The organism is Duncaniella muris (assembly GCF_003024805.1).
GTDB lineage: Bacteria > Bacteroidota > Bacteroidia > Bacteroidales > Muribaculaceae > Duncaniella > Duncaniella muris.
In genome coordinates this window covers 1-26401 of sequence record NZ_PUEC01000015.1, presented here as the reverse complement: position 1 = coordinate 26401, position 26401 = coordinate 1, and the positions used below count along the sequence as shown (strand labels likewise).

The 26401-nt window shown below is 53.0% G+C and carries 20 protein-coding genes; 7 read left to right on the top strand and 13 right to left on the bottom strand.

The genetic code is table 11. The features are described 5' to 3' along the window. Nucleotides 1–20: 20 nt before the first annotated feature. Both C5O23_RS07545 and C5O23_RS07540 read right to left on the bottom strand, forming a co-directional pair. On the bottom strand, nt 21–1610 hold the full coding sequence (locus C5O23_RS07545) for a RagB/SusD family nutrient uptake outer membrane protein (protein WP_107032338.1): 1590 nt from the start codon (nt 1608–1610) through the stop codon (nt 21–23). 22 nt (nt 1611–1632) lie between these two features. After that, on the bottom strand, nt 1633–4971 hold the full coding sequence (locus tag C5O23_RS07540) for a SusC/RagA family TonB-linked outer membrane protein (RefSeq protein WP_107032337.1): 3339 nt from the start codon (nt 4969–4971) through the stop codon (nt 1633–1635). Nucleotides 4972–5595: 624 nt separating this feature from the next. Between C5O23_RS07540 and C5O23_RS07535 the strand changes: the two genes are divergently transcribed. From C5O23_RS07535 to C5O23_RS07520, 4 genes are all read left to right on the top strand, one after another. After that, a complete protein-coding gene (locus C5O23_RS07535; RefSeq protein WP_107032336.1) occupies nt 5596–6042 on the top strand; it encodes a hypothetical protein in 447 nt (148 codons plus the stop codon). Between the two features lie 12 nt (nt 6043–6054). Then, complete coding sequence (locus C5O23_RS07530; RefSeq protein ID WP_133166523.1) at nt 6055–6534, top strand: helix-turn-helix domain-containing protein; 480 nt, start codon at nt 6055–6057, stop codon at nt 6532–6534. Continuing rightward, entirely contained in the window at nt 6534–6950 is a 417-nt protein-coding gene (locus C5O23_RS07525) for a hypothetical protein (protein WP_107032334.1), read from the top strand. The genes C5O23_RS07530 and C5O23_RS07525 overlap by 1 nt, the downstream gene beginning before the upstream one ends. 91 nt (nt 6951–7041) lie before the next feature. After that, nucleotides 7042–7890, top strand: coding sequence for a rhamnogalacturonan acetylesterase (locus C5O23_RS07520; protein ID WP_107032333.1), 849 nt, complete (start codon nt 7042–7044; stop codon nt 7888–7890). 141 nt (nt 7891–8031) lie between these two features. Here the strand turns inward: C5O23_RS07520 and C5O23_RS07515 are convergent, their stop codons facing one another. The 7 genes from C5O23_RS07515 to C5O23_RS07485 all read right to left on the bottom strand — a co-directional run bounded on the left by C5O23_RS07515 (nt 8032) and on the right by C5O23_RS07485 (nt 15599). Continuing rightward, nucleotides 8032–8907 (bottom strand): nucleoside phosphorylase, encoded by an 876-nt coding sequence (locus C5O23_RS07515; RefSeq protein WP_107032332.1) that lies wholly within the window; start codon nt 8905–8907, stop codon nt 8032–8034. An 85-nt stretch (nt 8908–8992) separates the two neighbouring features. Beyond that, nucleotides 8993–10096, bottom strand: coding sequence for a DNA-processing protein DprA (gene dprA / locus C5O23_RS07510; protein ID WP_107032331.1), 1104 nt, complete (start codon nt 10094–10096; stop codon nt 8993–8995). A gap of 63 nt (nt 10097–10159) precedes the next feature. Next, entirely contained in the window at nt 10160–10558 is a 399-nt protein-coding gene (locus C5O23_RS07505) for an acyl-CoA thioesterase (protein ID WP_107032330.1), read from the bottom strand. Nucleotides 10559–10585: 27 nt separating this feature from the next. Further along, nucleotides 10586–12253: an AMP-binding protein gene (locus tag C5O23_RS07500; protein ID WP_107032376.1), complete on the bottom strand. Its 1668-nt coding sequence runs from the start codon at nt 12251–12253 to the stop codon at nt 10586–10588. A gap of 312 nt (nt 12254–12565) precedes the next feature. Continuing rightward, nucleotides 12566–14191, bottom strand: a complete 1626-nt coding sequence (locus tag C5O23_RS07495) for a tetratricopeptide repeat protein (RefSeq protein WP_107032329.1) — start codon at nt 14189–14191, stop codon at nt 12566–12568. A 167-nt stretch (nt 14192–14358) separates the two neighbouring features. Then, nucleotides 14359–15333, bottom strand: coding sequence for a PstS family phosphate ABC transporter substrate-binding protein (locus C5O23_RS07490; protein ID WP_107032328.1), 975 nt, complete (start codon nt 15331–15333; stop codon nt 14359–14361). Between the two features lie 17 nt (nt 15334–15350). Then, nucleotides 15351–15599: a hypothetical protein gene (locus C5O23_RS07485; RefSeq protein ID WP_133166522.1), complete on the bottom strand. Its 249-nt coding sequence runs from the start codon at nt 15597–15599 to the stop codon at nt 15351–15353. A 292-nt stretch (nt 15600–15891) separates the two neighbouring features. Between C5O23_RS07485 and C5O23_RS07480 the strand changes: the two genes are divergently transcribed. After that, nucleotides 15892–17193, top strand: a complete 1302-nt coding sequence (locus C5O23_RS07480) for a replication-associated recombination protein A (RefSeq protein ID WP_107032326.1) — start codon at nt 15892–15894, stop codon at nt 17191–17193. Between the two features lie 40 nt (nt 17194–17233). Here the strand turns inward: C5O23_RS07480 and C5O23_RS07475 are convergent, their stop codons facing one another. Genes C5O23_RS07475 through C5O23_RS07465 form a run of 3 tightly spaced genes read right to left on the bottom strand, consistent with a single transcriptional unit; the run spans nt 17234 to nt 23014 of the window. Continuing rightward, entirely contained in the window at nt 17234–18625 is a 1392-nt protein-coding gene (locus C5O23_RS07475) for a TolC family protein (protein ID WP_107032325.1), read from the bottom strand. Beyond that, a complete protein-coding gene (locus tag C5O23_RS07470) occupies nt 18622–21729 on the bottom strand; it encodes an efflux RND transporter permease subunit (protein ID WP_107032324.1) in 3108 nt (1035 codons plus the stop codon). The genes C5O23_RS07475 and C5O23_RS07470 overlap by 4 nt, the downstream gene beginning before the upstream one ends. Nucleotides 21730–21733: 4 nt before the next feature. Beyond that, nucleotides 21734–23014, bottom strand: a complete 1281-nt coding sequence (locus C5O23_RS07465) for an efflux RND transporter periplasmic adaptor subunit (protein ID WP_107032323.1) — start codon at nt 23012–23014, stop codon at nt 21734–21736. A 592-nt stretch (nt 23015–23606) separates the two neighbouring features. On the opposite strand from C5O23_RS07465, the gene serC reads away from it, so the two are divergent. Beyond that, nucleotides 23607–24677, top strand: coding sequence for a 3-phosphoserine/phosphohydroxythreonine transaminase (serC, locus tag C5O23_RS07460; RefSeq protein ID WP_107032322.1), 1071 nt, complete (start codon nt 23607–23609; stop codon nt 24675–24677). Nucleotides 24678–24697: 20 nt separating this feature from the next. Further along, on the top strand, nt 24698–25618 hold the full coding sequence (locus tag C5O23_RS07455; RefSeq protein ID WP_107032321.1) for an NAD(P)-dependent oxidoreductase: 921 nt from the start codon (nt 24698–24700) through the stop codon (nt 25616–25618). A gap of 386 nt (nt 25619–26004) precedes the next feature. On the opposite strand, the gene C5O23_RS14455 is transcribed toward C5O23_RS07455, so the two are convergent. Next, a partial coding sequence (locus C5O23_RS14455) for a hypothetical protein (RefSeq protein WP_205743435.1) occupies nt 26005–26401 on the bottom strand: 397 nt, incomplete at its 5' end.

The window sequence follows — 26401 nt, the reverse complement described above, 5'->3', positions numbered from 1 at the left end:
AACTGTTACTGAAAGACCGCTTAGCGGGGATTGGCTTCGAGGCCTGCATCGCGTACTTCAAGCGGAAGCTGGAATGCACGGCGCTTGTCGTCTTTGGCAAGGAAGTCGGTCTGAACCGAAGGAAGACCACTGGCATTGAGAGTGCGTCGGGGAATCTCTATTCCGTAGCGCTTGATGTCGAACCAGCGGAAACCGAAGTGGAGGGTTTCGATGCGGCGGAATGCGAGCATGCACTGGAGCATGGCTTCCTGGGTCGATCCTTCGGCATCGATGGCGAATGCCGGATTCAGGTGCTTCTTGATTGTTCCCTCAATAGGATTGTCGGCTGAATAGCTATAGGATGCGGAGTTATAGAGATTGGTTATGTTCTCAGGAGTGAGGGTTGGGCAACCTGTGGTTATGTTCTGGGCCCAGAGTGTAAGGTCGGCTGCGGCTTCTGTGTAGCGGTTGAGCATGATGTAGGCCTCGGCGCGATTAAGAAGGGTCTCGTCAATGGTCAATACGGGCACCACAGTGTGGTAGAAGCCGTTTCCGGCAACAATGTCGGTGTATTCGAACAGACAGGGCACCTTTCGGAGGAGGGCTTTGTCGATGTTGGTGCCGCGATACATCCCGTAGACACGCTTCATTGAGCCGAAAGGATGACGGGCACGGAAGGTCTCGGTTTCGGCTATGTGGGAATTGTGATTGTAGCGTGATCCGGAGTATGCGCGGTTGAATACTACACCGAGTGTTGAATAGGCGGTTGTGAACATCAGGTTGCACGAGTTGGTGATTTTGATGTATTCCACAGCCTGAGGCTCGTTAAGGATGTTGTTGCCGTCAACGGGGAGAGCTGCCTGGGTGTCATAGTCGCGCAGAAGTGATCTGGGCGATGAGCCTACGCATTTTGTGGCCCAATCGGCTGCATCCTGCCATTTCTCCACAGCAAGATAGAATTTAGTTGCGAAAGCATAGGCTGCTTTCTGGTTGAAGTGATATTTGGGGACGTCAAGGTGAGAGTCGGTCACATATTTGAGCCCTTCTGTGAGGTCAGCTTCGATCTTTTCATAGAAGTCGGCGAGATTGCCTCGTTCATATTCCGGACGGAGTTCGGTTTCAGGATGTTCCATGTATGGGAGACCGAGTTCCTGGGCTGCGTTCTGAGTCCAGGGCATGCAGAAGAGCTGCGCGAGCATGAAGTGGTTGTAGGCACGGCAGAGAAGAGCTTCCGAATAGAGACCCTGAAGAGAAGTGGTCTCTGGACCTCCAAGGCGTTTGATGCCCTCAAGAGCTTCATTGGCTGATGCGATGCAATTGTATGAGTCTTCCCAGTAACGAGACAGAGATTCATTGAAGTTTTCGACTTCATCTTTCCAGGCAAAGGCGTCGTCCCAGTAACGTTCTGTATAGGGGTTGTTGGGGCCGGCATCGTCGCAGTTGTCTGATGACATTTCGCAGACAAGACTGAATTCATGAGTGGGATAGGCCGACACGAGGAGGCTCTTGATCTTGTCTTCGCTGTTGATGGTGGCGCGGTTGTCGGGCATGGTGTCGAGGTAGTCGTCGCATGATGACAGGGCTACGGTCGGCAGAGCAAGCGCGAATGCGTATTTTATATATTTGTTCATTTTACTGATTCTTTAGAGTGGATTAGAAACCGAGGTTGACTGTCAGAGTGAACTGCTTGGGGGTCGGGGCAGCCACACCGCCGGTGTTGAAGAACTCAGGGTCCTGACCGTTGAGTTTTTTATCGGCGTAGATAAGGAAGAGGTTGGTTGCCTGGAGCTTCAACATGGCGTTGGAGAGACGCAGCGCGTTTGTCACCTTGGCGGGCACCTGATAGGCCAGCGAGATTTCCTTCATGCGGATGAAGTCGCCCTTGGCGATACGTGCATCCGAGTAGTTGTAGGCGTTGTAGGCGTAGTCCAGGTGAGAATCATTCTTGTTCTGGCGCATTGAGGCGATCACAGGGATGTTGGTGCGGTTTTCGTCGCCGGGCACTGTCCAGCGGTTGTTGAATTCCTTCGGAGTGGCGGTCAGGTCGGTGTATTCGTCAGAGAAGACGGGATCGAGACGGATGACGTTGCCGAAAGAATAGGTGATGTAGACGTTGAGGGTGAAATCCTTGTAACGGAAGATGTTGCCGAACGAACCGAGATCAGTGGGGTCGATGCTGCCGGAATACTTCAGGAATTTGAGCTTTTCGGGGTCTGAGGTCTGGAAGTAGATGCCGGTGGTCGAGATGTTGCCGTCCTGGTCAAGGAAAGTGGGGAGACCTTCTTCGTTAAGTCCCATGAAGGGAATTGAGAAGAGCGAGCGCACGGGGTAGCCTTCCTGGGCGAAACCGCTGCCCGAAACGAGCTGCATCACATTCTTTGTGGTCTTGAGGTCAGTGACCTTGTTTTTGTTGTAAGAATAGATGAAGTTGGTGGTCCAGGAGAAGTCCTTGGTCACGATGTTCTTGGTGGTGAGTGAGAGCTCGACACCGTGAGAGCGCATAGAGGCAACGTTGCCGAACTTCTGGATCTCACCGCCGATGCCCTGGGTGTTGGTGACACCGATGAGGTCGAAGTTGTTGCGGCGATACCAGTCGAATTCTACATTGATGCGGTTGTCGATGAAACCGGTTGAGAGACCGAGGTTGAGCTCGTGTTTCTTTTCATATGTGAGTTCGCTGTTGGCGAGAGATGATACGTAGAGTGAGCTTTCGTTTGCACCTGTAGAGGGGCGCCAGGGATTCTTGGATTTGATTATGGCGTAGGCGTTGCTGACAGAGGGACGGTCGCCGGTCAGAGAGTAAGAAGCCTTGAGAGTGAGGTGGCTCCATGTGGGGTTGAAGTTGTGGAACCATTCTTCTTCATGGGCGTTCCATGATCCTGACACGTTCCAGGTGGGGAGCCAGCGGGAAGAGCGGCTCTTGCCGAGTGAGTTGGTGCCTTCGTAGCGGAGGGTGCCGTTGAGGTTGTATTTTCCCTTATAAGAATAGGTGGCGTTGCCGAAGAAGGCTACCGAGCGTTCGCTGGTGTTGGTCAGGGTGTAGTAGTCGGTGTTTTCTTCCTGGCCGCGTTTGAATACCTGATAGGCATAGTTGGGGATTTCACCCATGCTGTACTGCATGCCCCAGCCGCGGAACCAGGTAGAGTGGCGGTCAACGGAGTTGGTCTCCATACCGGCGTAGAGGTTGACGATGTGGTCTTCAGCGAATACGTCGTTGTAGCGGGCTGCGGCGCGCATGTCCCACTTGAACATGCTGCGGTCAGCGCGTTCGTAGATACCGCCGTTGGGGAGGATTGAAACGGGGAATGCGTAGGGATCGTCAGGATTTGTGTAAAGAAGCGGGTTTCTATCGCGGATAGCGGCAGTAGGCATCCAGCGGTATGCCAGGGCCTGGTTGGAGTCATCGAGGATGAAGTGTTCCTGCGAGGTAGAGGTGTTCTGCATGCCGCCGAGGAGCGAGAGCTCTACTTTACGGATGGGCTTGTAGGTGAGCACACCGGTAAGGCGGAAGTCACTAACACCGAGCTTCATGTAGTTGTTCTTGAGCTCGTGGAGAATGTTGAATGGAGCGTATGAACGGGTGTAGAATTCGTTGACATCGAGTGTGCGCGAGGTGTTCATCGAGTATGAGTAGGGGTTGATGTCGAAGTCGCGCTTCACTTCGCCAGACACGGCATCGATCTCGCTGCCGAGTGTGCCGGGAGCTTTCTGCTTACGGTAAGAGGCGTTGGAGATGAGGTTGAAAGAAACCTTGTCAGAGATATTGAAGTTGGAGTTGAGGTTGGCAGTGTAGCGCTGTACGTCGCTCTGCTTGTACCATCCCGGATCATACATTACTGATGCCGACACATAGTGCTGGGCCTTCTCAGTACCTGAAGAGAGGCTGATGGAGTGGGTTGACATCACAGAGTTTGAGAAGAGCTGGTCAAACCAGTCGGTGTTGCGGTATTCGGCAGCGCGGAGATAGTTTGCCTTGGCCTCGTCGGTGTTTTCAAGACCGAAGCGGCCGGTGGCGGGATCGTACTGGTTGATGAGCTGATACATCTTGCCGTAGACACCGCTTGACGATGCGTTGGCGATTTCAGCATAGTTGAGGTAGCCTTTCTGGGCGAGTTCCTGGTAGACGCTCATCTGGTCCTGCGAGTTCATGATGTTGAAGTCGCGGTAGTTGGGCTTGAGGCGCATGGTGAATTCGCCGGTGTAGTTGATGGAGTTGCGACCGGCTTTACCTTTCTTGGTAGTCACAACGATCACGCCAGCCATAGCGCGCGCACCGTAGATAGAGGTTGCGGAGCCGTCCTTGAGGATGTCGAAGCTTTCAATGTCGTCGGCGTTGAGGCCTGCGATAGCTGAAGAGATGAGGGTTTCGGCGTTACCTGAGGAGAGGTCGTCGGCAGAAACATTCATCACGTCTTCCATGATCACACCGTCGACCACCCAGAGGGGCTTGGAGCTACCGTAGATAGATGTGGCACCGCGGACGCGGATCTTGGGGGCGGTACCGAAAGTACCGGATACGTTCTGGACAGAGACACCTGCAGCGCGGCCTTCGAGGCTTCGGCTGATGTCGGCCATACCGCTGATGCGTGCATCCTGGGCGTCAATCTTAGTGGCCGCACCGGTGAAGAGGCGTTTGTCCATCTTCTGCATACCGGTCACCACTACTTCCTGGAGCTGCTCGGCGTCAGATTCGAGAGAGATTTTCATTTCGGTGCCTTTGACAATGGGCACCTGCTTTGTTTTCATGCCGATGTAGCTCACCACGAGCGTTTTTGCACCGGCCGGGAGCTTCCCGATTGTGAACTTTCCGTCGATGTCGGTCGAGGTTCCAACTTTGGTGCCCTTGACCATGACGCTTGCGCCCACAACGGGCTCATCGTCATCCGCAGAGATGACAATGCCCGTAACCCCCCCTATACCAGAGGTTTGCGCGTTTGTCAGCCCGAATCCAACAAGGATCATGACTAACAGCATTAATAGACTTTTCCTCATAATAAGACAGATATAAATGATAATGATAGATTATATGGGGTAGTGATAGATTGTGCAGGATTTGCAGATGTTCGCGATTAGAACACTTTTTAACTAATCGCCTTGATTTGGCTTTGGAGTTGCAAAAATATGAAATTGAAATTTAATAAACAAATTTTATGTCAATTTTTGTTTAAAATGGGTTTGTAAATGGAAAAAGTAAGAAAAAATGGCTCAAAAACATCGAAAAAGTGACCGGTAAAATGACAAACTGTTAAAATATGGAGATGGAATTAGCCTAAATATAGTTAAAATTAGCCCTCGTTGACAGCCCGCAGGACCCCTGCGAACCCGTCTGTGCACCCATCTGTGAGCCCATGCAGCCCCATTCCCGCATCTGCTCCTCCCTCCAATTTGATAAACCGACACCGAAAGTCCAGCCCGATCAGAAGCGCGCGGTTTAGTTTTGACTAAACTTTTAATGACTATTTTTTGTTTTTCAGACGAAAACAGATTATATTTGCAGGTGAAAACAATTGAGCAGCCATGTGTTGATAAAAATATAATAAATTAATGTGTGGCGGCAATATAACCGGACCACAGTCCGGGAATCTATCAATTAAAAAAAATAATTATGACGAATTAATGGACGAATATCATCTGTGTCCTTTGGATGACATAGGCAACCCGAAGTATGAATTTTATTTTCTGTATAAGAACGGCCGCTGTTTCTGTAAGGAATTCATAGATTCGCTACAGCAAAAGAGCGATATTGACGAACTTGCGGAACTTCTTGCCATAATGGGCAAGGTCGATAACAACAATCTGCCGCAGAGCAAATACAGGCATATCACCGGCGGAAAGCGCGACAGGAAGGATGTCTATGAGTTCAAGACCAAACATCTGAGGCTTTATGCCATAAAGAAGGAGCCTGACAATTATCTGGTGGTTGCCGGGTATAAGAAGGGACAGGATAAGGACATAGCAAAAGTGTTCAGGCATTTTAATTATATTCCTGACAGGATTGCAATCAAGGATGAAAGTGATGAAGTTGAAGCCGGAAAAGATTCCGGTAGTGATGATGTTAAGTAATCATTGATTAAAATGAAATTACTGAATAAGAATAAATATGAGTCATCGGCTTACTGGACACAGCTTGTGCAGCTGATGATATTTGATAATATTAAGCGTTATCTTGATGAAAACCATCTGACTCGGACCGAGTTTGCCGCCCGCCTCGGGGTCTCGAAAGGCTATGTGTCGCAGATTCTCAACGGAGATTTCGACCATAAGCTGTCGAAACTTGTGGAGCTTGCGCTCGCATGCGATATGGTGCCGCGGATCGAGCTTATGCCGAAGGCCTATGCCGAGCAGGTGGTAGAGAATACTTATCTGCAGCCGAAAGACTGGACGCAGAGCAGCGTTTATTTCAGGACAATACCTTTTGTAAAGCCCGAAGCCAAGGCCCCGGCTTCGGCTCAAAGTGTGAAAGTGCTGCCCGTGGTCGGCAAATCGTCAGTCAGAATCGGAAGCTGCGACTGGGGTGTTGCCGAAAATCGAAAATCAACAAATAAGATTGCGTGATGGTACGTTTTAATATGTCAAGGATTGCCGTCAGCCAGTTTGCAATCCTTTCGGAGAGCCTGCCGCAGGGCGAAATGAATATGTTGACTGAAATTTCGTTTCAGTATTCTTCGGAGAGCCGGCAGATAGCATGTGAGGCCGGTTTCAGGTTTACGCATGAGGACAATACGATTCTTGTACTCAAAGTGCTGTGTGAGTTCCGGATCCATGAATCGGATTGGGTCGGTTTTGTCAGGAAAGACGGAGTCGGGATACCGAAATCGGTGCTTGAAATTCTTGCAGTGCACACGGTCGGAACCTCGCGCGGGATTCTGTTCTGCAAGACGGAGGGTACGGCGTTCAATAGTCTGATGATCCCGCCTCTGAATGTGGCCCGTATGATGGAAGATGAGGCCGCGGTGGTTAAAAGCAAGTGACAGGCTGCTTGAATTTTCCTGAAAATAGGCTAACTTTGCGGTGTGTTTTACTGCGGAACCAGAAAATCAATCAAATCATACCTAAATTATCATGAAACTTATTTCATCACTGTTTATCGCATTAGCTCTTCCGGTGCTTGCCTGGGCGCAGGCTCCGTCTGACACTATCACAGTGTTTATGATCGGTGACTCGACAATGGCCAACAAGCCTCTCGACAAGGAAAACCAGGAACGCGGCTGGGGCCAGATGCTGCCTATCTATCTCGAAGGTGCCATCAAGGTCGACAACCACGCCGTCAACGGCCGCAGCTCGAAGAGCTTCATCGACGAAGGCCGCTGGGACAAGGTGCGCGAGAAGATCCGCCCCGGTGACTATGTGATCATCCAGTTCGGCCACAATGACGAGAAGGCCAAGAGCCTCGACCGCTACACTGTGCCCGGCGGAAGCTTCGATGCCAATCTTAAGAAATTTGTGAGCGAGGCCCGCGAGAAGGGTGCCACACCGATTCTTATGAACTCGATAGTGCGCCGCAATTTCCCGGCCAACGGTATTGCCGCTGCTCAGACCGACGACCGCCAGAAGACCTGGAAGAAGGGTCTGGAGAACTATCCCGCCGAGGGCGACACGCTGGTTGACACTCATGGCGACTACCGCATAGCTCCGCGCAATGTGGCCGAGGAGATGGGCGTGGTGTTCATCGACATGAATTCTCTGACCCATGAGCTCGTGCAGGGCCTCGGCCGCGACAATTCACGCTCGCTGTTCATGTGGATGCCCGTGGGCGGCTATGAGTTCGCTCCTGACGGACGTATCGACAACACTCACCTGAATGTGCTCGGCGGTATCATCGTGTCGCGTCTCGCTGTCAACGCCATTGCCGAGAAAGTGCCCGCGCTCAAGCCCTACATCCGTCGCACGGTCTATAACCTCAACAAGTAATCTCCTCCAGGCCGACAGATTCTTATCTGACACTACCGCCACATTATAATATATAAGAGCGCCGTAGGGGCGAAACTTCAAGTTTCCACCTACGGCGCTCTTACATGTTTATCTATGATATATTATAATGTGGCGGTAGTGTCAGATGCGTTCGAGGACGGTGGCCACGAGATCCTGCACGGCTGTCTTGTAGTTTGGGTTGGCATCGTTGTTCATGCGGTTGGCTATGATGGAGCAGACGGTCATTGCTCTGTGGCCCATGAGGCGTCCGAGGCCCTGGAGAGGAGCCGATTCCATTTCATAGTTGGTCACCTTGCGGCCGTTGTGGCGGAATTCCTCTATGCGGCGGTTGAGATCGGGGTTGGCCAGAGGCAGACGGAGCTCGCGACCCTGCGGACCGTAGAATCCGACAGCCGAGATGGTGTTGCCGCGGACCATGTCGTCACGGCCTATCTGGTTGACAAGCTCTTCATCGGCATTGACCACGTAGGGTTTCGCCCAAAGCGGATTCCAGCCCACTGATTCGCAGAAGGCGTGTTCGAAATCGAGATCTGCCACTTCATTGCGTCCGGCATAGTAGTTGAGCACACCGTCAAAACCGATGGCTTTTTCGGCAATAACCGGGGTGCCGAGCTTGAGCTCGGGCTGGAGGGCTCCTGAAGTGCCGATGCGCACCAGTGTCAGACGGCGTTTTTCGTCTTTGACCTCGCGGGTCTTGAAGTCTACGTTGGCGAGGGCGTCGAGTTCATTGATTACAATGTCGATGTTGTCGGGGCCGATGCCGTGTGAGAGGCACATGATGGGCTTGCCGTTGTAAGTGCCGCCTATAGTGTGGAATTCGCGAGAGGAGACTTCAAAGTCTGTGGTGTCAAAGAACGAAGCTACCATATTGACGCGGGCGGGGTCGCCTACGAGAATTACACGGTCGGTCAGCTGTTCTGGACGCAGGTGCAGGTGAAACACTGAGCCGTCGGGGTTGATGATCAGCTCTGAAGGGGCTATGATTTTCTTTTCCATGATAGATGAAGTTGTTTTTAGGTGTGGGGAAAGAGGTGGTTGATGATTATAAGGTATAAACGTTTGCCGGGCAGGAGTGGTTTGGTCAGCGGAGACGGTAGCGTCCGCCGGGGATGGCCAGGATGAGCGATCTGAATTCGAGGTCTATCAGCATGGCCATGAGTCTTGGGGTCGGGATGTCGATGCGGGCCGTCAGATCATTGAGAGTGGCCTCGCCGCGGTCGGTCAGCAGGTCGATGACAGCTTGCTCTTCAGGGGCGAGTTCCTGAAAGAGCGATGGCTGTATGGGCACGGTTTCGGCTGTGGGCCATCGCATCTGCGATGCGAAGTCTGCGGCGGAGCTTACGAGTCCGGCTACATGATCGGCTATAAGGGCGTTGCAGCCTGCCGAATAGCGGTCGGAGGTGCGGCCCGGAAGGGCGAAGACATCGCGGTTGTAGCCGGCGGCAAGCCGGGCTGTCACCAGTGCGCCTCCTTTTGAGGCCGATTCTGCCACCACGAGGGCGTCGGCCAGACCCGCCACAATGCGGTTGCGGGCAAGGAAGTTTCCTTTGTGGATTGAGGCCGACGAGGGGTAGTCGGTCAGCATTCCGCCACCGCTGCGTATCATCTCTACAGCTGTCGGCCTATGTGCCGGAGGATAGACCGTGTTGAGTCCGTGGGCCACTACGGCTATGGTCGGCAGTCCGGCTTTCAGGGCCGCGCGGTGGGCCGCAATGTCTATCCCGTAGGCCAGACCGCTCACAATCACGGGCTTTTCAGCCATGATATCGGAGAGCTCTCTGACGAAGCGCTCGGTGAAATCGCAGCCGTAGGCCGTGGCGTGGCGGGTGCCGACTATCGAGACCACACGTCGGCTGTTGAGGTCGCAGTCGCCCAGCATGTAGAGCATCAGCGGGGCGTCGTCGCACTGGAGAAGGCGATGCGGATAGTCAGGATTGCGGAAATAGATGGCGCGGATGGAGTTTGACTCTACAAAATCAGCTTCGCTACGGGCTTTTTCAAGAGCTTCGTCTCTGACTTTTTGGCTGAAGAGGCGGTTGGCGAACCCCATGACAGCCGATAGCTGCGACTCAGACAGACGGAAGAATGCTTCTTCCGAGCCTGTGCGGTCGAGTATCGCGTCAGCGAGTTCCGGCGAGAGCGAGCGCAGAGACGAGAATGCTATTTGGCTTACAAGAGGTTCCATCGGGTGAGAAATGTGAGTGAGGGGTGAGAGATTCAGGCTTTGCGGAGCGGAGCCGGTGCGATTTTATGCGAGATATTCGCGGAAAGCCTCGGCGAGAAGATCGCCGCGCGAGAGGCGCCCGTTTTCAAGGCAGACAATTGTCACGAGCGCATGGACTACATGGGAGCTGTTGGTTGCGTTGTAGATGTCCTGCGTGAATACAAACCTGGCGCCCTTACGCTCCATGCTCAGGCGCGATATCATAGTCTCGCCAAGGGTGAGCGACGAGAGATATTCGATTTCGATTTTTCTGACCACCGGGTCGAGACCCTGTTCCTGCATGGCGCGGAAGGTCGTGCCTGCGTGTTCGCAGAAATCGTGGCGTGTTATTTCGAGATAGTGCAGATAGTTGGCATTGTTGACTATGCCCTGCGAGTCTACTTCGTAGTCGCGGACTTTTATGATCTGTTCGTAACTCTTCATGATTGGTTCTTTGGGTCGGGCGCCGGTCTACGCGTTATAGAGATAGCGCTTTATGGATCGTTTGGGAGTTTTTTCGAATTCGTTGGCTATCAGCTGTATGCGGTCTATCCTTTCGTATGGGGCCACTATGCGGTTCAGGTCGGTTCTGACCTGCTCCATGAGAGCCGGCAGCTGTTCGTTGTGAACTTTGTCGCGGTCCATAGCCTCATAGTCGGGATAGACGAGGGCCACGAGGTGTTTGCCGCGCTCCACGATAAGGCTTTCCGACACGTAGGGCATGTTGTTTAGCTTGGCCTCGATCTCTTCAGGATAGATGTTCTGCCCGCTGGCTCCGAGGATCATGGTTTTGTAGCGCCCGCGTATGAAGATGATGCCCCGGTCAGAGATTGTGCCCATGTCGCCGGTGTGTAGCCAGCCTTCTGCATCGATCACGGCCTCGGTAGCTTCCGGATTCTTGTAGTAGCCCTTCATCACGTTTTCGCCACGCACGCAGATTTCGCCCGGCTCGGTTTCCTGATTCCGGCTGCCTGCTATCTTGCTCTCCATAGAGGGCAGTGTACGGCCCGATGATGAGACAATGAAATTGCGCCAGGGGGTATAGCTGATGAGCGGGCCGCATTCGGTCATGCCGTAGCCCACGGTGAATGGGAATTTTATTTTGTGGAGAAAGGCTTCTACTTCATGGTTGAGAGGAGCACCGCCTACTATCACTTCCTCGAACTCACCGCCGAGAGCCTCGACAAGGCTGTTGCGGATCTTGCGGTAGACGAGAGTCTTGAGCCCCGGCAGTTTCAGCGCGCGGCGCACCGAGGGCTTCTCGATGATCGGGCGCAGTTTGTTGCGGTAGATCTTTTCGAGAATGAGCGGGACGCAGATGATCAGATTGGGCCTTACCTCTGCAAAGGCTTTGAGCAGAAGTTTGGGAGTGGGAAGTTTGCCCAGAATGGTGATGTGGGTGCCGACGGCAAGAGGGGTCAGCATGTCGAAGGCACATCCGTAGGCATGGGCGAGAGGTAGAAACGACAGGGCTCTCGATCCGCGGTAGTGCAGTCGGGATGCCACCCCGAAGCGGACGTTGCCCCCAAGGTTGCCGAGAGTGAGCATCACGCCTTTGGAGAAGCCTGTGGTTCCTGAGGTGTAGTTGATTTCGGCAAGGGTGCTCTCGTCGATTTCGGGATAATCAACATCGGCCGTGGTGAAGCCGTGTGGATAGCGTCTGCGCATTTTCTGTGGCAGGCGGGCGAGGAATTTCTCTACCGCATGGTTTGTGACCGGGTGTTCGGCGAGCACGGCGCGGCGGTCGAGCGAGAGGACGGCTTTCACGGCAGGAATCTTTTCAAATTCCATTGAGTCGAAGATGCTTTCATTGATGAAAAGCATGACGCTCTCGGAGTGGTTGATGATATGCTGCGCATCCTGGACGTTGAAATCATGCAACACGGGCACAATGACGGCTCCGTAGGTGAGAGTGGCCATGTAGACCACCACCCAGGCAAACGAGTTCTTACCCATGACGGCAATCTTGTCGCCGCGCTTGATGCCTGCCTCTTCATAGAGCAGATGCAGGGCGGCAATGCGCCTTGCCATGTCGGCATAGGTCATTGTCTGGTCAGAACCGAATTCCGTAAGAGCCGGCAGTTCCCAGTTTTTACGGAAACCGGAGGCGTATATCTGTAAAAGATTCTCCTTGTTCATAAATAAGTTGGCTGTGAAAGGGATGTCAATCATATAACGCTGACAGACAGTCCTTTGTTTTTCCCATTTTGCGCCCTTTGGATATTCCGGCGTGCGGATGCGGGACAATCTATTCACAAAGTAACTAAAAATCACCCGAATATGCAAATCGTGGCCAAAGCTGAATCCGGAGTGGAGCCGGCCCTCCGCCGCGTATGCTTCTCAGATGTTCTGCCCGATGTCCGCAGGCAGGAAAAAGGCGCATAGAGCACGCAGGCCCCGCAGGACCGGTGTACGCTATGCGCCTTATGCTTTTTTCGGAGTCAGTCCGGATTACATCTTGTTGAGATATTCGCGGAGAGCTTCGTTTTCGGGGTCGATTTCAAGGAATTTTTCGAAGTAAGCGCGAGCCTGTTCCTTGTCGCCGGCCTTCAGATAGTAGTTGGCGAGATTGTTGTAGGCGCTCTTGTAAGCGTCGCGGTATTTTTCCTTGTTTTCGGGGTTTTCGTCGTAGGCGGCGAGCATCTGCTGATAGGTCTCGACCAGGGCGGGAGTGATCTCGGCGCCGTCACGGACCATCATGAGAGTGGCTTTGTTGCGGTAGAGCGGGCCTTTGTTGGCGGCTGACTCGATGGCCATGTCGACATACTTGATGCCGTTGTTGGCGGCTTCGATACGTTCGGGAGAGCCTTCGGGAAGCGATACGCCGAGGTTCTTGTAGCGGTTCGAGAGGATGAAGTAGTCGTTGAGAGAGGCGTCGCCTGCGTCAACGAATTTCTGCATGTATTCAGCGGCCTTCTGATAGTCTTCGAGGTCGGTGTACATTGACGAGATGTTGGCGAGGATCTGTTTGTTCTTCTCAGGATTGAGCTCATAGGCCTTGGTGTAGGCGGCTACAGCATCTTCAGGACGCTTGAGTTCGCCGAGGATGTCACCGTAGGTGGTGTAGTCAGTGGCTGTGAACTTGGCATCGGCGTGAGAGAAGAGTTTCTTAGCGGCTTCTTCAGCACCGGTGAAGTCTTTGAGGGCAGCCTTGTTGAGCATAACCATGCGCTGCATGTATTCGTTGTTGGGGTCTTTTGCAAGCACCTGGTTTGCCACGTCGAGAGATTCCTGATACTTCTTACCGAAGTAGAGGAGACCTGAGTAGCGCTGTTCGTCACCCTGGAAGTGGTTGGGGTTCTGGATGTATTTGCCATACTGTTCGGCAGCTTTTGTGAACTGGTTGCCGTCATAGTATTTTTCAGCGAGCTCGCTCTGGGCAAGAGCCGAGTTGGGGAGCTTTTCGTTGAGCTCGACGAGCTTGGCGATAGCGAAGTCAGGGTTTACCTTATTGTAGAGGTTGGCATACTTGACATAGGCTTCGGGGTTGATGTTGCCTGCTTCTTCGTCATAGACCATAGCCTGTTCGTAGCGGCCGGCTGCGGCACCTACGTCAGTGGTCTTGAGCATGTCGCCCTGGAGAACGTAGATCTGAGCTTCCTTGTTTTTGGAAACTTTCATTGCCTTGTCGATCTGCTTGTCGATTTCCTTGGCGTAGAGAGTGGGGTCTACATTAAAATATGCGCGGGCCACGGCTGCCATGAGCGAGGCGTCTTTCTTGTTGGTCTCAAGAGCTTTCTTGAAGAGGTCAGAGGCTTCTGATTTGTTGCCGTTCTTGAGGGCGATTTCGCCGAGACCTACATAGTTGTAGCCATAGTTGGGGTTTGCTTCCTTGCCTTTGTTGAAGTTGGCGGCCGCAGCGGCGGTGTTGCCTTCACGCATGTCAAGTGAGCCGAGATAGAAGTATGACACGGCTTTGTCTGTAGAAGGATCATTGAGGGTTTTCTCAAGGATGGTCTTTGCCTTCTCGAAACGGTCGGCGTTGTAGTAGTCAACGCCATCCTGATAGCCGCCCTGGGCGAATGCCGTGAGGGCAAACCCTCCAAGAACGAGGGAAAAGATAGTACGGAATTTCATTTTCTGGTTTACTATAGATATTTAATTTTTTTTGATTGATGTTCGTTGTTGTTTACATCCGGTTCCTGCAGACTGGATAATGATTTTTCAGCCTGAAAGACCGTCAGGCGGGTTCGGTGTGTGTGATGTCATTGATAGACTAACGCAGAAGCCACCTTATTATTGTTTTATTCGAGAGCAACCATGCGCGGGCGCACTGTGGCGGGCAGAATGCCGGTCATCTGTATGAGCTTCTGGCCCTGGAATCCGGTGACGAAGCTGAAGAATCGGTGGGTTATGGTGCCGCCGGGGGCTGTGCTGATCATGTAGACCGAGCGGTAGAGCGGGTAGGAGCCATCGAAAATATAGGCCTGATAGGGCTTGTAGGCTGCCACCACGTCATTTCCGCGTATTTTCAGCACCTTTACTTCGGAGTTGAAATCGAGCTGGGTGGTGTCGCTTTTCTCTACTGCCTGGGCGAGTTCATCGACTGATTTTTCGCGTCCCTGCATGTCGCTCGAAACCCAGCTGACGCCGATGACGCCCATAGCGTTCTTGTTTTCGGCCACGGCTTTGAACACATCGGGGTTTGTCTTCACTGCTGATACATTCTGGCCGAATGCTTTGCCGTTGAGAATCGAGTCGCGCATGAACTTGACGGTTGACGATCCCTGATGGTCGAAGATTACGTCGATCTCGCCGAGCTTGCAGGGTTCTACCTGATCCCAGCGGCTGACCTCGCCTGAAAGGATCTCTGCGATTTCCTTTTTAGATAGGATCTCCACAGGGTTTTCCGGGTTTACGATTATGGCGAGGGCGTCAACGGCGATCTTTTTCTGGTTGACAATTTTTTTATTGCTGCGGAGGAAGCTGACTTCCTTTTCGGTCAGAGGACGGGTTGTGACGGCGCATTTCACACCCTGCATGGCCATGATGGAGTCGATGCAGGCGTTTTCAGGGAGGTAGTAGGCGAGCACATCTTCTTTAGGGTAGATGTATTCGTAGACGTTGATCTCCTGTTCGAGTATGTTTTCGAATGACTCGTCACATGCAACCTTGGCCATAGGGTCAGGCTGCATGGATGCTTTCTTGCCGCATCCGCTGAAAGCGGCGAGAAGACTCAGGGCCGCAAGGGCGGCCATGCATTTGCTTGATTTGATCATAGGCTGACAAACAGTTTTTATTGATCGTCACGGTCGTTGCCGTAGCCTGGGTCTATGCCCTTGAACTGGCGGTAGGCACGCCACAGACCGTAGACGGTGAACAGGGCGCCGCCGACCCAGCGAACCCATTTCCATGTTGGGAAGAGAATGTCGAAATAGCCGCAGAAGAAGAGAACACCTACGCCTACGTAGATGATAATCATTATGATACCGAAGATGTTGCGCATAGCGGCAGGAGTTCCGGTCGGAGTTCGTTGAGCACTCATAGCTTTATAGTTTTAACGTTAATTCATTCGGTGTCCGGCATTCAGAGATGCGGCCGGATATTAAATTAACAATTGTTGTGTGTGAAAGTTCGAGTGACCCGAAGCGGCGTTGCATGGGTGTCGGTGTGGGACGGCTGCAAACTCACGGTGTAAAATTAATGAAAAAATATTAATTCGCATAGGCTGAGAGGGAATTTTAAAACCTTTAACATTATTATAATAGGTGTAGGCGGGTAGCGGATGCTGGTGGAGATTGCGATATATGGCGGATTATTATTAATTTTGCATTATCATGAACCAGCCACTTGCCGAGCGCCTGCGTCCGCGCTCATTAGATGATTATATAGGTCAGCTCCACCTCGTTGGCGAGGGAGGGGTGGTCCGCCGCATGATTGAATCGGGCAAAGTCTCGTCGTTTATTCTTTGGGGACCTCCCGGAGTGGGCAAGACCACGCTTGCGAGAATTATTGCCAACTCTGTCAATGTGCCTTTCTATACGCTGTCGGCCGTCAGTGCCGGTGTCAAGGAGGTGCGTGAGGTGATAGAGCGCTGTAAGGGCGATGCCATGAACATGTTTGCCGGCGGGCGTCCGATTCTGTTCATTGATGAAATCCACCGTTTCAGCAAGGCGCAGCAGGACAGTCTGCTGGGGGCTGTGGAGAGCGGGGTGGTGACTCTGATCGGGGCCACTACGGAAAATCCGTCGTTTGAGGTGATCAGGCCTCTTCTGTCACGCGCGCAGGTCTACACTCTGCGTCCGCTGGAGGAGGCGGATCTGCGTCATCTGCTTGACCGGGCTGTGGCGGGTGACAGTGCCCTGCAGCTCCACGGTGTGAGCATTGAGGAAACTACGGCTCTGTTCCGTTTTGCCGGAGGCGATGCCCGCAAGCTGCTCAATATAATAGATCTGCTCGAACAGTCGACTCCGCAGGGAGAGCCGGTGGTGATCAATGACAAGGTGGTGACTGAAAGGCTCCAGGAAAATCCGTCGGCCTATGACAAGAACGGAGAAATGCACTATGATATCATCTCGGCCTTTATCAAGAGTATCCGCGGTTCTGACCCGGATGCCGCTCTCTACTGGCTCGCCCGCATGATCAGAGGCGGGGAGGACCCGGAGTTCATAGCGCGCCGGCTGCTGATTCTTGCCGCAGAGGATATAAGCCTGGCCAATCCGAACGCGCTTCTGCTGGCCAATGCTACGTTTGAGGCTGTTCATAAGCTCGGTTTTCCCGAAGGGCAGATTCCGCTGGCCGAGTGTACGGTCTATCTGGCGCTGTCGGCCAAGAGTAATTCCACATATACAGGGCTTCACAATGCCATGAAACTCGTAGAGGAGACCGGAGATCTGCCGGTGCCGCTGCATCTGCGCAATGCGCCGACTTCTCTGATGAAGGATATGGGCTACGGACGCGACTACAAGTATGCCCATAACTATCCGGGCAACTTTGTGGTGCAGCAGTTCATGCCTGACGAGCTTGGCCACAGGCCTTTGTGGCAGCCTTGCGACAATCCGGCCGAGATGCGGTCAGCTGCTTTGCAGAATCAGCGCTGGCAACAGGGTGCCGGCGCTGATCAGGAAGTGAAGCAGTGACAGTGTGCTCCGTATCTGGTGTGTGTTTCTTTTCGCGGGTTCAGATAGCGGCTGAGTCATCGGTGGACCATCCGCCTCCGAGTACTTTATAGAGATTTATGAGCGCGAGATATTCATCGCGGATGGCGTTGCTTACGCCTATCTGTGCGTCGAAGTAGCGGCGCTGTGCGTCAAGCACGTCGATATAGTTGAGTGTGCCGCCGCGATATTGCAGATGTGCGAGCTGGACGTATTTGACCGCCGCGTCGCGGAGCTCGACTTTGAGTGTGCGGGCCTGCTGCACGTGGTGGTAGGTGGCCAGTGCGGTGTTGACTTCTGTGAATGCCTGGATTACGGCTTTTTCATAATCGTAGCGTGACTGGTCATAGACGGCTATGGCTGCCTGGTATTTGCGCTTTTTGCGCCCGAAGTCAAAAATGGAGCCGGTGATGGAGCCTACGGTGTAGGTGAATGGCGATTTGAAGAAGTCTGAGAGGCTTTCGTTTTCGAAACCTGGTGTGAATCCGAGGCGCAGGCGCGGGAAGCGGTCGGCGTAGCTGACGCCGACATCGGCCATAGCCGCTTTCAGTCTCTGCTCTGCGGCGCGCAGGTCAGGACGGCGCTGAAGCAGTGTGGATGGCACTCCGGCAGGAAGTTTTTCGGGGAGAGAGACATTGAGTGCCAGGTCGCCGCGCTCGGAGATCTCACGCGGATATTCGCCTAAAAGGAGTGTGAGCGCATTGCGGGCCACTGCTACCTGGCGTTCGAGGTTCGGGACGAGGGAGGCGGCTGTGGAGTATTCCACTTTGGCCTGCTGATAGACGGTTTCGGAGGTTAGACCGCCATCGAAACGTATTTTGGCCTGTTCGAGTGACTGTTTGCGGGTTGCCATTGTCTGGCGCACGATGGAGAGTTCGTTGTCAAGGGCTATGAGCCTGTAATAGGCCATAGCGACATCGGCAATGATGGTCATGCTCATTGCGCGGTAGTCTTCCACCGAAGCTTTGAAGCGGGCGGCTCCGGCGCGTTTGGCCTGCGAGAGTGAGCCCCAGAGGTTGATTTCCCAGCTGACGGGCAGTTTCAGGTCATATTCGGGATCTTTGGTGGTGCCGGCTCCGTTGTAGTTGTTTGTTTCATAGCTTGCGCCGGCCATGCCTCCTATTTCGGGGTAGAAGTTGGCTTTGTCTATGCCGTAGAGCTGGCGCATCTGTTCAACGCGGGCTGCGGCTTTGAGCAGGTCGCGGTTGTTGTCAAGCGCGAGGCGCATCAGGCGGGTCAGGGTGGAGTCTGCATAGAATTCCCACCAGGTCAGATCGGCAATGGATGCGGTGTCTGATTCGAGGCCCGGCATGTAGGCCTCCGGCATGTCGACGTCGGCCGGTACGAGGTTTTTGGTCCCTGAGCAGCTTGCCAGGGCGAGGATGGAGAGTATTATAGGGATCAGTCGTTTCATTTTTTGAGGGAGCGTTTGCGGTTTGTGAATTTGTTGATGGCAACAAAGAAGAACGGAACGAAGACAATGCCGACTGTGATGGCCACAAGCATTCCGAAGAATACTCCGGTGCCGATGTCGCGTCTGGCAGCCGAGCCTGGACCTGAGGCGAACAGGAGCGGGAGCAGGCCGAGCATGAAGGCGAGAGAGGTCATGACGATCGGGCGGAAGCGAAGTCTGGCGGCTGTGAGTGCGGCGTGGACTGCATCGACACCTTTGTCGACTTCCTCTTTGGCGAATTCGACGATGAGGATGGCGTTTTTGGCCACGAGGCCTACAAGCATTACCAGTCCGATCTGGAAATAGATGTTGTTTTCCAGTCCGCAGATCCAGATTCCCAGATAGGCTCCCACTCCGGCTATCGGGAGGGAGAGTATGACGGCGAGCGGAACAGACCATCTTTCATATTGGGCGGCAAGGAAGAGGAAGACGAAGAGCAGGGCGAGTCCGAGCACAAGGCCTGTGTTGCCGCTTTCGTGGCGTTCCTGATATGAGAGGCCGCTCCATTCCACTCCGATGTTGTCAGGAAGCTTCTCTCTGACTATTTTTTCGAGAGCGTCCATAGCCTCTCCGGTGCTGTAGCCGTGGGCCGCTTCGCCTGAGATGGTGGCGGAGTTGAACATGTTGAAGCGCCCGATGGTGCCTGGGCCGGTGGTGAAGTGCGAGGTTCCGAGCGATGAAATGGGCACCATTGTATTGTCGGCGCTCTTCACGAAGAAGAGATTCATGTTGTCGCGGCGTGAGCGGTAGGGAGCCTCGGCCTGGATATAGACACGGTAGATGCGGTTAAACATGTTGAAGTCGTTGACATATATCGAGCCGGTGAAGGCTTTCATTGTGGAGAAAATGTCGCTGACGGGGATGCCCTGCATCTTGGCGCGGTCACGGTCTACGTCGAAATAGAGCTGCGGGATGTCGGCTTGCATTGATGTGGATAGGTCGGCAATGGCCGGAGACATGGCGGCGTAGTGGCGGAGGGTGTCGACGGCATGTTGCAGGTCGGTGTATGTGGCGTCGCCTCTGGCTTCAAGCACCATCTCGAAACCGCCTGAACTACCCAGACCGGGTATGATCGAGGGTGAGAAGATGTAGACTTTGCTTTCGGGATATTGCGAGAGGCGCTCGTGGATGCGGCTGCGGACTTCGGCTATGTCAGATGACGAACGTTCGCCCCAGGGCTTAAGGATTACTGTGAGCTGCGAATGGGCCGGGTTGGTGCCTACACGTGGCGATGATCCGGTCACGTTGAGCACATACTGCACGTCGGGGTCTTGCATCAGATAGTCCATAGCTCTTTCAGTTACTTCGCGGCTGCGCTCTATGGTGGAGCCTTCTGGGAGTTCCAGCTCGACGGTGAAGTAGCCCTGGTCTTCCTGCGACATGAAGCTTCGGGGCATAAGTGCATTCATCATGTAGATGAACACGAGCGCGAGGCCGAAGGCGGCATACATGCGTTTGGGGTGGGAGAGCACACGGGTGATGGTGCGGCCATATGATTTGTTGCCACGGTTCAGCCAGATGTTTATAAGGCGGAATATCCTTGCCTTGCGTCGGCGGGTATCTGTGGGCTTGAGCAGTTTGGCGCACATCACGGGCGAAAGGGTGAGCGCCACGATGGTCGAGATGATCACCGAGACGGCGATCGTGATGGTGAACTGGCGGTAGAGCTGGCCTGTGATGCCGGGCAGGAAGCTGACGGGGACGAAGACGGCGCAGAGCACGAGCGACATGGCTATCAGTGCGCCTCCGAGGTTGCTCATGGCTTTGGCCGTGGCCTCATAGGGCGACAGGCGCTCGGTGTTCATGATGCGGTCAACGTTTTCAACTACTACAATCGCGTCGTCGACCACGATGCCGATGGCGAGGATCAGGCCCAGGAGGGTCAGCATGTTGAGCGAGAAGCCGAACATCAGCATCACTCCGAATGTGCCGACAAGTGAGATCGGGACGGCAATGACCGGAATGAGTGTGGTACGCCAGTTCTGCAGCGAGAGGAACACCACAAGGATCACCAGCACCAGCGCTTCGAAGAATGTGCGGTAGACATGATGGATGGATTCCTTTATATATGTGGTCATGTCAAACGGAATGTCGTAGCTGATGCCTTCCGGAAAGTTTTTGGATATGATTTCCATTTCTTTCTTTACGGCCTCGGCCACTTCCATTGCGTTGGAGCCGGGGAGCATGTTGATGTTGAGCACGGCGGCGTTTCCGCCGTTGATTCCGCTCTCGGTCGAGTAGCTTGAGGCTTCGAGCGAAACGCGGGCCACGTCTTTGAGTCTGATCAGCGAGCCGTTGGCTCCGGCGCGCAGAACGATGTCTTCAAATTCCGAGACCGACGAGAGGCGTCCGCGGGCTATGATAGGCATTGTGATGTCTATGTCGGTTGCCGGAGCTTGTCCAAGAGCGCCGGCGGCTGATTCGCGGTTCTGGTCTTTCAAGGCGTTCTGGATGTCCTTGACGGTTAGTCCGAGGTCGGCGAGCTTGTCAGGCGCTACCCAGATCTGCATGGCGTAGTAGCGGCTGCCCACGTTGCTGACACTACCTACTCCGGGTATTCGGCGCAGGGGGTCGAGGATGTTGAGGGTGGTGTAGTTGCTGAGGTAGATTTCGTCGAATTTAGGGTCGTCAGACTGGATGGTTATGGTCATCAGTCGGCTTGCGGTCTCTTTGGAGACGGAGATGCCGTTCTGGACCACTTCGGCCGGCAGGCGTGACTCGGCTTTCTTTACGCGGTTCTGTATGTCGACAGCGGCGAGTTCGGGGTCGGTGTCGATGTCAAATGTCACCAGGGCGGTGAAGCCTCCGGAATTGGAGCTTGACGATGACATGTAGATCATGCCCGGAGTTCCGTTGAGTTCCTGCTCGATAGGGGTTGCCACGGCCTGGGTCACAGTCTGGGCGTCGGCGCCGGGATAGGATGCTGTGATTTTCACCACCGGAGGGACTATCTGCGGGTATTGGTCGACAGGGAGCAGGGTGAGGCCGATGGCTCCCACGATGAAAATGACGATCGAGATTACGATCGAGAAGACCGGGTGGTCGAGGAAGAAATTCTTTTTCATCGGCTTACTCCTCCTTTCCTGCTGCTATGGTTTCTGATTTTTTGTCGGTTGTTTCGTTTTTGTCTTTTTCATCCGGCGGAACAGCTACGGGATTTACTTTGGTGTTGTGGGTGAGTTTGTGATAACCTTCCACCACGATTTTCTCACCCTTGGCCAGGCCGCGTTCCACTATGGTGTTGTTGCCCACTTCCGGACCGGTCTCGATGAAGCGTTTCTCGGCTACACTGTCGGGGCGGACCACATATACATAAGCTCCGCCTTTCTCGATGATGAGGGCCTTGGAGGGGATTTCTATGGCTTCCTCGCGCACATCGAGGAGCACACGCACTTTGGTGAATTCGCCCGGCAGGAGGCTGTGGTCGGGGTTTGGCATCTCGGCGCGGACCGAGAAGGTGCCTGTCTTGGGGTCGACCTGTGGGTCGGCGAAGTCAACGAGGCCTTTGTGGGGATATTCCGAACCGTCGGCAAGGGTGATGGTCACGAAGGAGTTCCATTTGCGGGTGGAGTCGGACACTCCGAGATTTACGTTGCGGTCTTTGCTGCGGAGATAGTCGAGCGCGGTCATTGAGAAGTCGACTCTTACTGTGTCGCTCTTTACCACTGTGGCCAGAAGCGATTTGCCTCCTGAAGGGCCGACCCAGGTACCTATGTCGGCCACACGTTCGGAAATGTAGCCTGAGATGGGTGACGATACACGGGTGTAGCCCAGCGTCAGTTCGGCTTGGGTGAGGTCGGCTTCGCTGACGGTGACTTCGGCGTTGGCGCTTTCATAGGCGGCTGTGGCGTTGTCGAGGTCGAGCTGTGAGGCGGCGTTCTGGGCGTAGAGCGGTTTGATTCGCTCATAGTCGCGTTTGGCCTTCTGGGCCTGTGCGCGGGCTTTGTTGAGCTGTGCGCGGGCTTTATTGGCATTGGCCCGGTAGAGACGCGGGTCGATTATGAACAGAGTCTGTCCCTTTTCTATATAGGATCCTTCTTTGAAAAGCATGCTTTCGAGGTAGCCTTCCACGCGGGCGTGGATCTCGACGAACTGCTGGGCGCGGATGCGGCCTACGTATTCGCCGTAGATATTTACGTTGCCGGTCTTGACGGTCTCAACTTCAACTATGGGTAGAGGTGACGCCTGATGCTTCGGGCGCATGATAAAGTAGAGTCCTGCGGCTACTATGAGGACTATCAGGGCTATGACAAGCCAGGCTTTCTTGCTGTGGGGGCTGTGTCTTTTGGCTGATTTGAATCCGGTGTTTATTTTCGAACCGATTGATTCGCCGATGTGATGGAGATTCATTTTACCTACTCTGTGTTGAATTAAAATTGCACTGGATGAAAACTAAAACAATGTATTAACATTCGTGCCTTAAAAAAGTTCGAAGTGTTAAAAATCAGAGCCTATGTTTTTTTCGTATCGGGCTGATGTTAGTAAAATTAGTCAATCTCCGGCAGACTGCAAACAGAGTGTTAATAAACGGCATGAATATGTTAATGGACGGCATCCGGCGCTGACCGGATAGCAGGCGGAGCGATTTGAAATTCTGTTAAGAGGTTGTTTAAAACCAGGAGTTAAAATCTGAGTGGAGTATGTTTTAGATAAATCGTTGCAAAAGAGGATGGGGTATGGCAAGCTATACCCCTTAGGCTCAGAACCATATCTACCTCAAAACTTTCGCTCAGATTTTAACTATTGTTATGAAACACCCTCTTAAATCGGGCAGGGAGAGCCAAAAGTGGAGTAATTGCGGAAAAATTTCTATATTTTCATGCTCTTAATGTTTGGAGGATTGAAAAATTCACTATATTTGCGGGGTCTAAGTCTGTGAGCGCGCAGCATAGACATCACCAATCACGCCAACTTTCATTTAATCCCCCCACTTTTTTCAGTTATGAAGAAGCATAATTTCTCCGCAGGCCCCTCTATTCTGAGTGAATACACTATCAAGAATACTGCCGATGCGATTCTCAACTTTGCCAATACCGGTCTTTCACTCCTTGAAGTGTCACATCGCGGCAAGGAATTCGTTGCTGTGATGGATGAAGCCCAGCAGCTTGTCAAGGAGCTCCTTGATGTTCCTGAAGGCTATCATGTCCTTTATCTCGGCGGTGGTGCCAGCCTGCAGTTCTGTATGGCTCCGTATAACTTACTGCGCTCAAAGGCCGGCTATCTTGACACCGGCACATGGGCTGCCAATGCCATCAAAGAGGCCCGTCTTTTCGGCGAGGTAGAAGTGCTCGCTTCTTCAAAAGAGGCAAACTACACCTATTATCCCAAAGGCTATGAAGTGCCTGAGGATCTGGATTATTTCCATATCACCACAAACAATACCATCTATGGCACCGAGCTGCGCACTGATCCCGATGTGAAAGTGCCTCTGATCGCCGATATGTCATCGGATATTTTCTCCCGTCCGGTAGACGTGTCCAAATATGATCTAATCTATGCAGGCGCGCAGAAAAACCTCGGCCCCGCCGGCGCTACTCTCGTGATTGTCAAGGAAGACGCTCTCGGCAAGGTAGACCGTCAGATCCCGACCATGCTTGACTATCGCACCCATATCAAGAAGGGGTCGATGTTCAACACTCCTCCGGTGCTTCCTGTCTTCTCTTCACTCCAGACTCTCCGCTACTACAAAGAGCTCGGCGGCGTGAAGGAAATGGAAAAACGCGACCTCGCAAAGGCTGCGCTCCTTTATGATGCCATCGACTCAAGCAAGATGTTTGTAGGCACTGTGACTGATCCGGATTCGCGCTCGATCATGAACGTAACCTTCGTGATGACTCCCGAATACAAGGAACTCGAAAAAGATTTTGTTGACTTCTGTGCCGCCCGTGGCATTGTCGGCATCAAGGGCCACCGCTCAGTCGGCGGATTCCGCGCTTCGCTCTACAATGCTCTTCCCATCGAAAGCGTGCAGGCTCTCGTCGATGCTATGAAAGAATTTGAAAAGGCTCACTGATCCCCCCCCTGCTTCAGACTATGAAAGTTCTTATCGCAACTGAGAAGCCCTTTGCAGCAGTGGCTGTAGACGGCATGAGAAAAGTTATCGAAGAGGCCGGTGCGGAACTGGTGCTCCTTGAGAAATATACCTCCAAGCAAGAATTGCTTGACGCGGTGGCTACCGCTGAGGCTCTGATTATCCGCAGTGACAAAGTGGATGCCGAGGTGCTTGCAGCCGCTCCCGCGCTTAAAGTTGTGGTCCGTGCAGGTGCAGGGTATGACAATGTCGACCTTGAGGCGGCTACAGCCCGTGGAGTGTGTGTGCAGAACACCCCCGGCCAGAATTCAAATGCCGTGGCTGAACTCGTGTTCGGACTGGCCGTCATGATGAGCCGCAATATGTTCAACGGCACATCAGGCACTGAGCTTAAGGACAAAACTCTCGGTATCCAGGCCTTCGGTCAGGTAGGACGCAATGTGGCCCGTATAGCCCGCGGATTCGAGATGAATGTCTCGGCTCTTGATCCGTATTGCCCTGACAATGTCATGGAAGATGCCGGAGTGGCTCCCGTCCATTCGGTCGAGGAGCTCTATCGCCTGAATAAGGTAGTCTCGATCCATATTCCCGCTACTCCTGAAACCCGCAAGTCGATCGGCTATGATCTGATTGCGGCAATGCCTAAGGGTGGGCTTCTGATCAACACAGCCCGTAAGGAGGTGATTGACGAGGAAGGCCTTATCCGAGCCCTTGACGAACGTGCCGATCTCAAATATGCAGCCGACGTGGCTCCCGAACGCGCTGTCGAGATCAAGGAGCGCTTTGGCGACCGTGTGTTCTTCACTCCGAAAAAAATGGGAGCGCAGACCTCCGAAGCCAATATTAACGCCGGTATCGCGGCCGCCCGTCAGGTGATCAGTTTCCTGACCACCGGCGAAGAGCGTTTCCGCGTGAATAAATAAGCACCCGATAAATAAAAATTAGAAATTCCCTTGATGCAGTTTGTCATCCGGCCGACTGCTTCAAGGGAATTTTTTTTACGAGTCCTCATTTTTTTTAGATCGGCTCTTGAACTTTTTTTGAACTGAGCCGGATTCGCCGTGAGGCATGGCGGACATGACGGGGAGTGACGTTTTGCCCTTATTATATATATAAAATAGGTGTAAAACCGCTTGTAGAAGACTGAAATGGTTGTAACTGTTAAAATTCTGTTAAAATACCATGAAAAATTTGGAGGGAATTAGGGAAATGTCTACCTTTGCACTCGCTTTTGAGAAGCAAGGCCTGCAGCGGCAGACTGATAGAAGATATAACGCTGGAAATGGTAGATCGGTTCGCCGGTCAAATCTTAAGAAAGGTTAAAATCTTCAGAAAAATTTGCGAGATTCAAATAAAGGTTGTACCTTTGCAAAGTTTTCCACTGACCGCCACGGCGATCGAGAAAGCAACGAGAGAACATTGAAATATTTGCAACATAACGAAGTAGTACAAGAGTCAAATCTTCTACACGATAGAAGAAGCGATCTCTGTCAATTTCCAAGATCCGGCGTTTAGACCGATAGTCAGTCAAGGACAGCGGGGAGCGATCCCTGCGATCTCTGAGGTTTCTGTGAAAGCAAAAAGAAATAACAGAACAAACGGTCTGTATTTTAGCTTTGCTTTTTTTAATAAAGAAGAAAAGAAAAATATATAGACAACAACGAAGAGTTTGATCCTGGCTCAGGATGAACGCTAGCGACAGGCTT

What these genes read in the sequence shown, in the direction of transcription:
- C5O23_RS07525 (WP_107032334.1), top strand. Translation starts at nt 6,534, where the DNA reads ATGGTACGTTTTAATATGTCAAGGATTGCCGTCAGCCAGTTTGCAATC.
- dprA (WP_107032331.1), bottom strand. Translation starts at nt 10,096, where the DNA reads ATGGAACCTCTTGTAAGCCAAATAGCATTCTCGTCTCTGCGCTCGCTC.
- C5O23_RS07515 (WP_107032332.1), bottom strand. Translation starts at nt 8,907, where the DNA reads ATGGAAAAGAAAATCATAGCCCCTTCAGAGCTGATCATCAACCCCGAC.
- C5O23_RS07480 (WP_107032326.1), top strand. Translation starts at nt 15,892, where the DNA reads ATGAACCAGCCACTTGCCGAGCGCCTGCGTCCGCGCTCATTAGATGAT.
- C5O23_RS07535 (WP_107032336.1), top strand. Translation starts at nt 5,596, where the DNA reads ATGGACGAATATCATCTGTGTCCTTTGGATGACATAGGCAACCCGAAG.
- C5O23_RS07545 (WP_107032338.1), bottom strand. Translation starts at nt 1,610, where the DNA reads ATGAACAAATATATAAAATACGCATTCGCGCTTGCTCTGCCGACCGTA.
- C5O23_RS07455 (WP_107032321.1), top strand. Translation starts at nt 24,698, where the DNA reads ATGAAAGTTCTTATCGCAACTGAGAAGCCCTTTGCAGCAGTGGCTGTA.
- C5O23_RS07540 (WP_107032337.1), bottom strand. Translation starts at nt 4,971, where the DNA reads ATGAGGAAAAGTCTATTAATGCTGTTAGTCATGATCCTTGTTGGATTC.
- C5O23_RS07470 (WP_107032324.1), bottom strand. Translation starts at nt 21,729, where the DNA reads ATGAAAAAGAATTTCTTCCTCGACCACCCGGTCTTCTCGATCGTAATC.
- C5O23_RS07530 (WP_133166523.1), top strand. Translation starts at nt 6,055, where the DNA reads ATGAAATTACTGAATAAGAATAAATATGAGTCATCGGCTTACTGGACA.
- C5O23_RS07520 (WP_107032333.1), top strand. Translation starts at nt 7,042, where the DNA reads ATGAAACTTATTTCATCACTGTTTATCGCATTAGCTCTTCCGGTGCTT.
- C5O23_RS07505 (WP_107032330.1), bottom strand. Translation starts at nt 10,558, where the DNA reads ATGAAGAGTTACGAACAGATCATAAAAGTCCGCGACTACGAAGTAGAC.
- C5O23_RS07475 (WP_107032325.1), bottom strand. Translation starts at nt 18,625, where the DNA reads ATGAAACGACTGATCCCTATAATACTCTCCATCCTCGCCCTGGCAAGC.
- C5O23_RS07465 (WP_107032323.1), bottom strand. Translation starts at nt 23,014, where the DNA reads ATGAATCTCCATCACATCGGCGAATCAATCGGTTCGAAAATAAACACC.
- C5O23_RS07500 (WP_107032376.1), bottom strand. Translation starts at nt 12,253, where the DNA reads ATGAACAAGGAGAATCTTTTACAGATATACGCCTCCGGTTTCCGTAAA.
- serC (WP_107032322.1), top strand. Translation starts at nt 23,607, where the DNA reads ATGAAGAAGCATAATTTCTCCGCAGGCCCCTCTATTCTGAGTGAATAC.
- C5O23_RS07485 (WP_133166522.1), bottom strand. Translation starts at nt 15,599, where the DNA reads ATGAGTGCTCAACGAACTCCGACCGGAACTCCTGCCGCTATGCGCAAC.
- C5O23_RS07490 (WP_107032328.1), bottom strand. Translation starts at nt 15,333, where the DNA reads ATGATCAAATCAAGCAAATGCATGGCCGCCCTTGCGGCCCTGAGTCTT.
- C5O23_RS07495 (WP_107032329.1), bottom strand. Translation starts at nt 14,191, where the DNA reads ATGAAATTCCGTACTATCTTTTCCCTCGTTCTTGGAGGGTTTGCCCTC.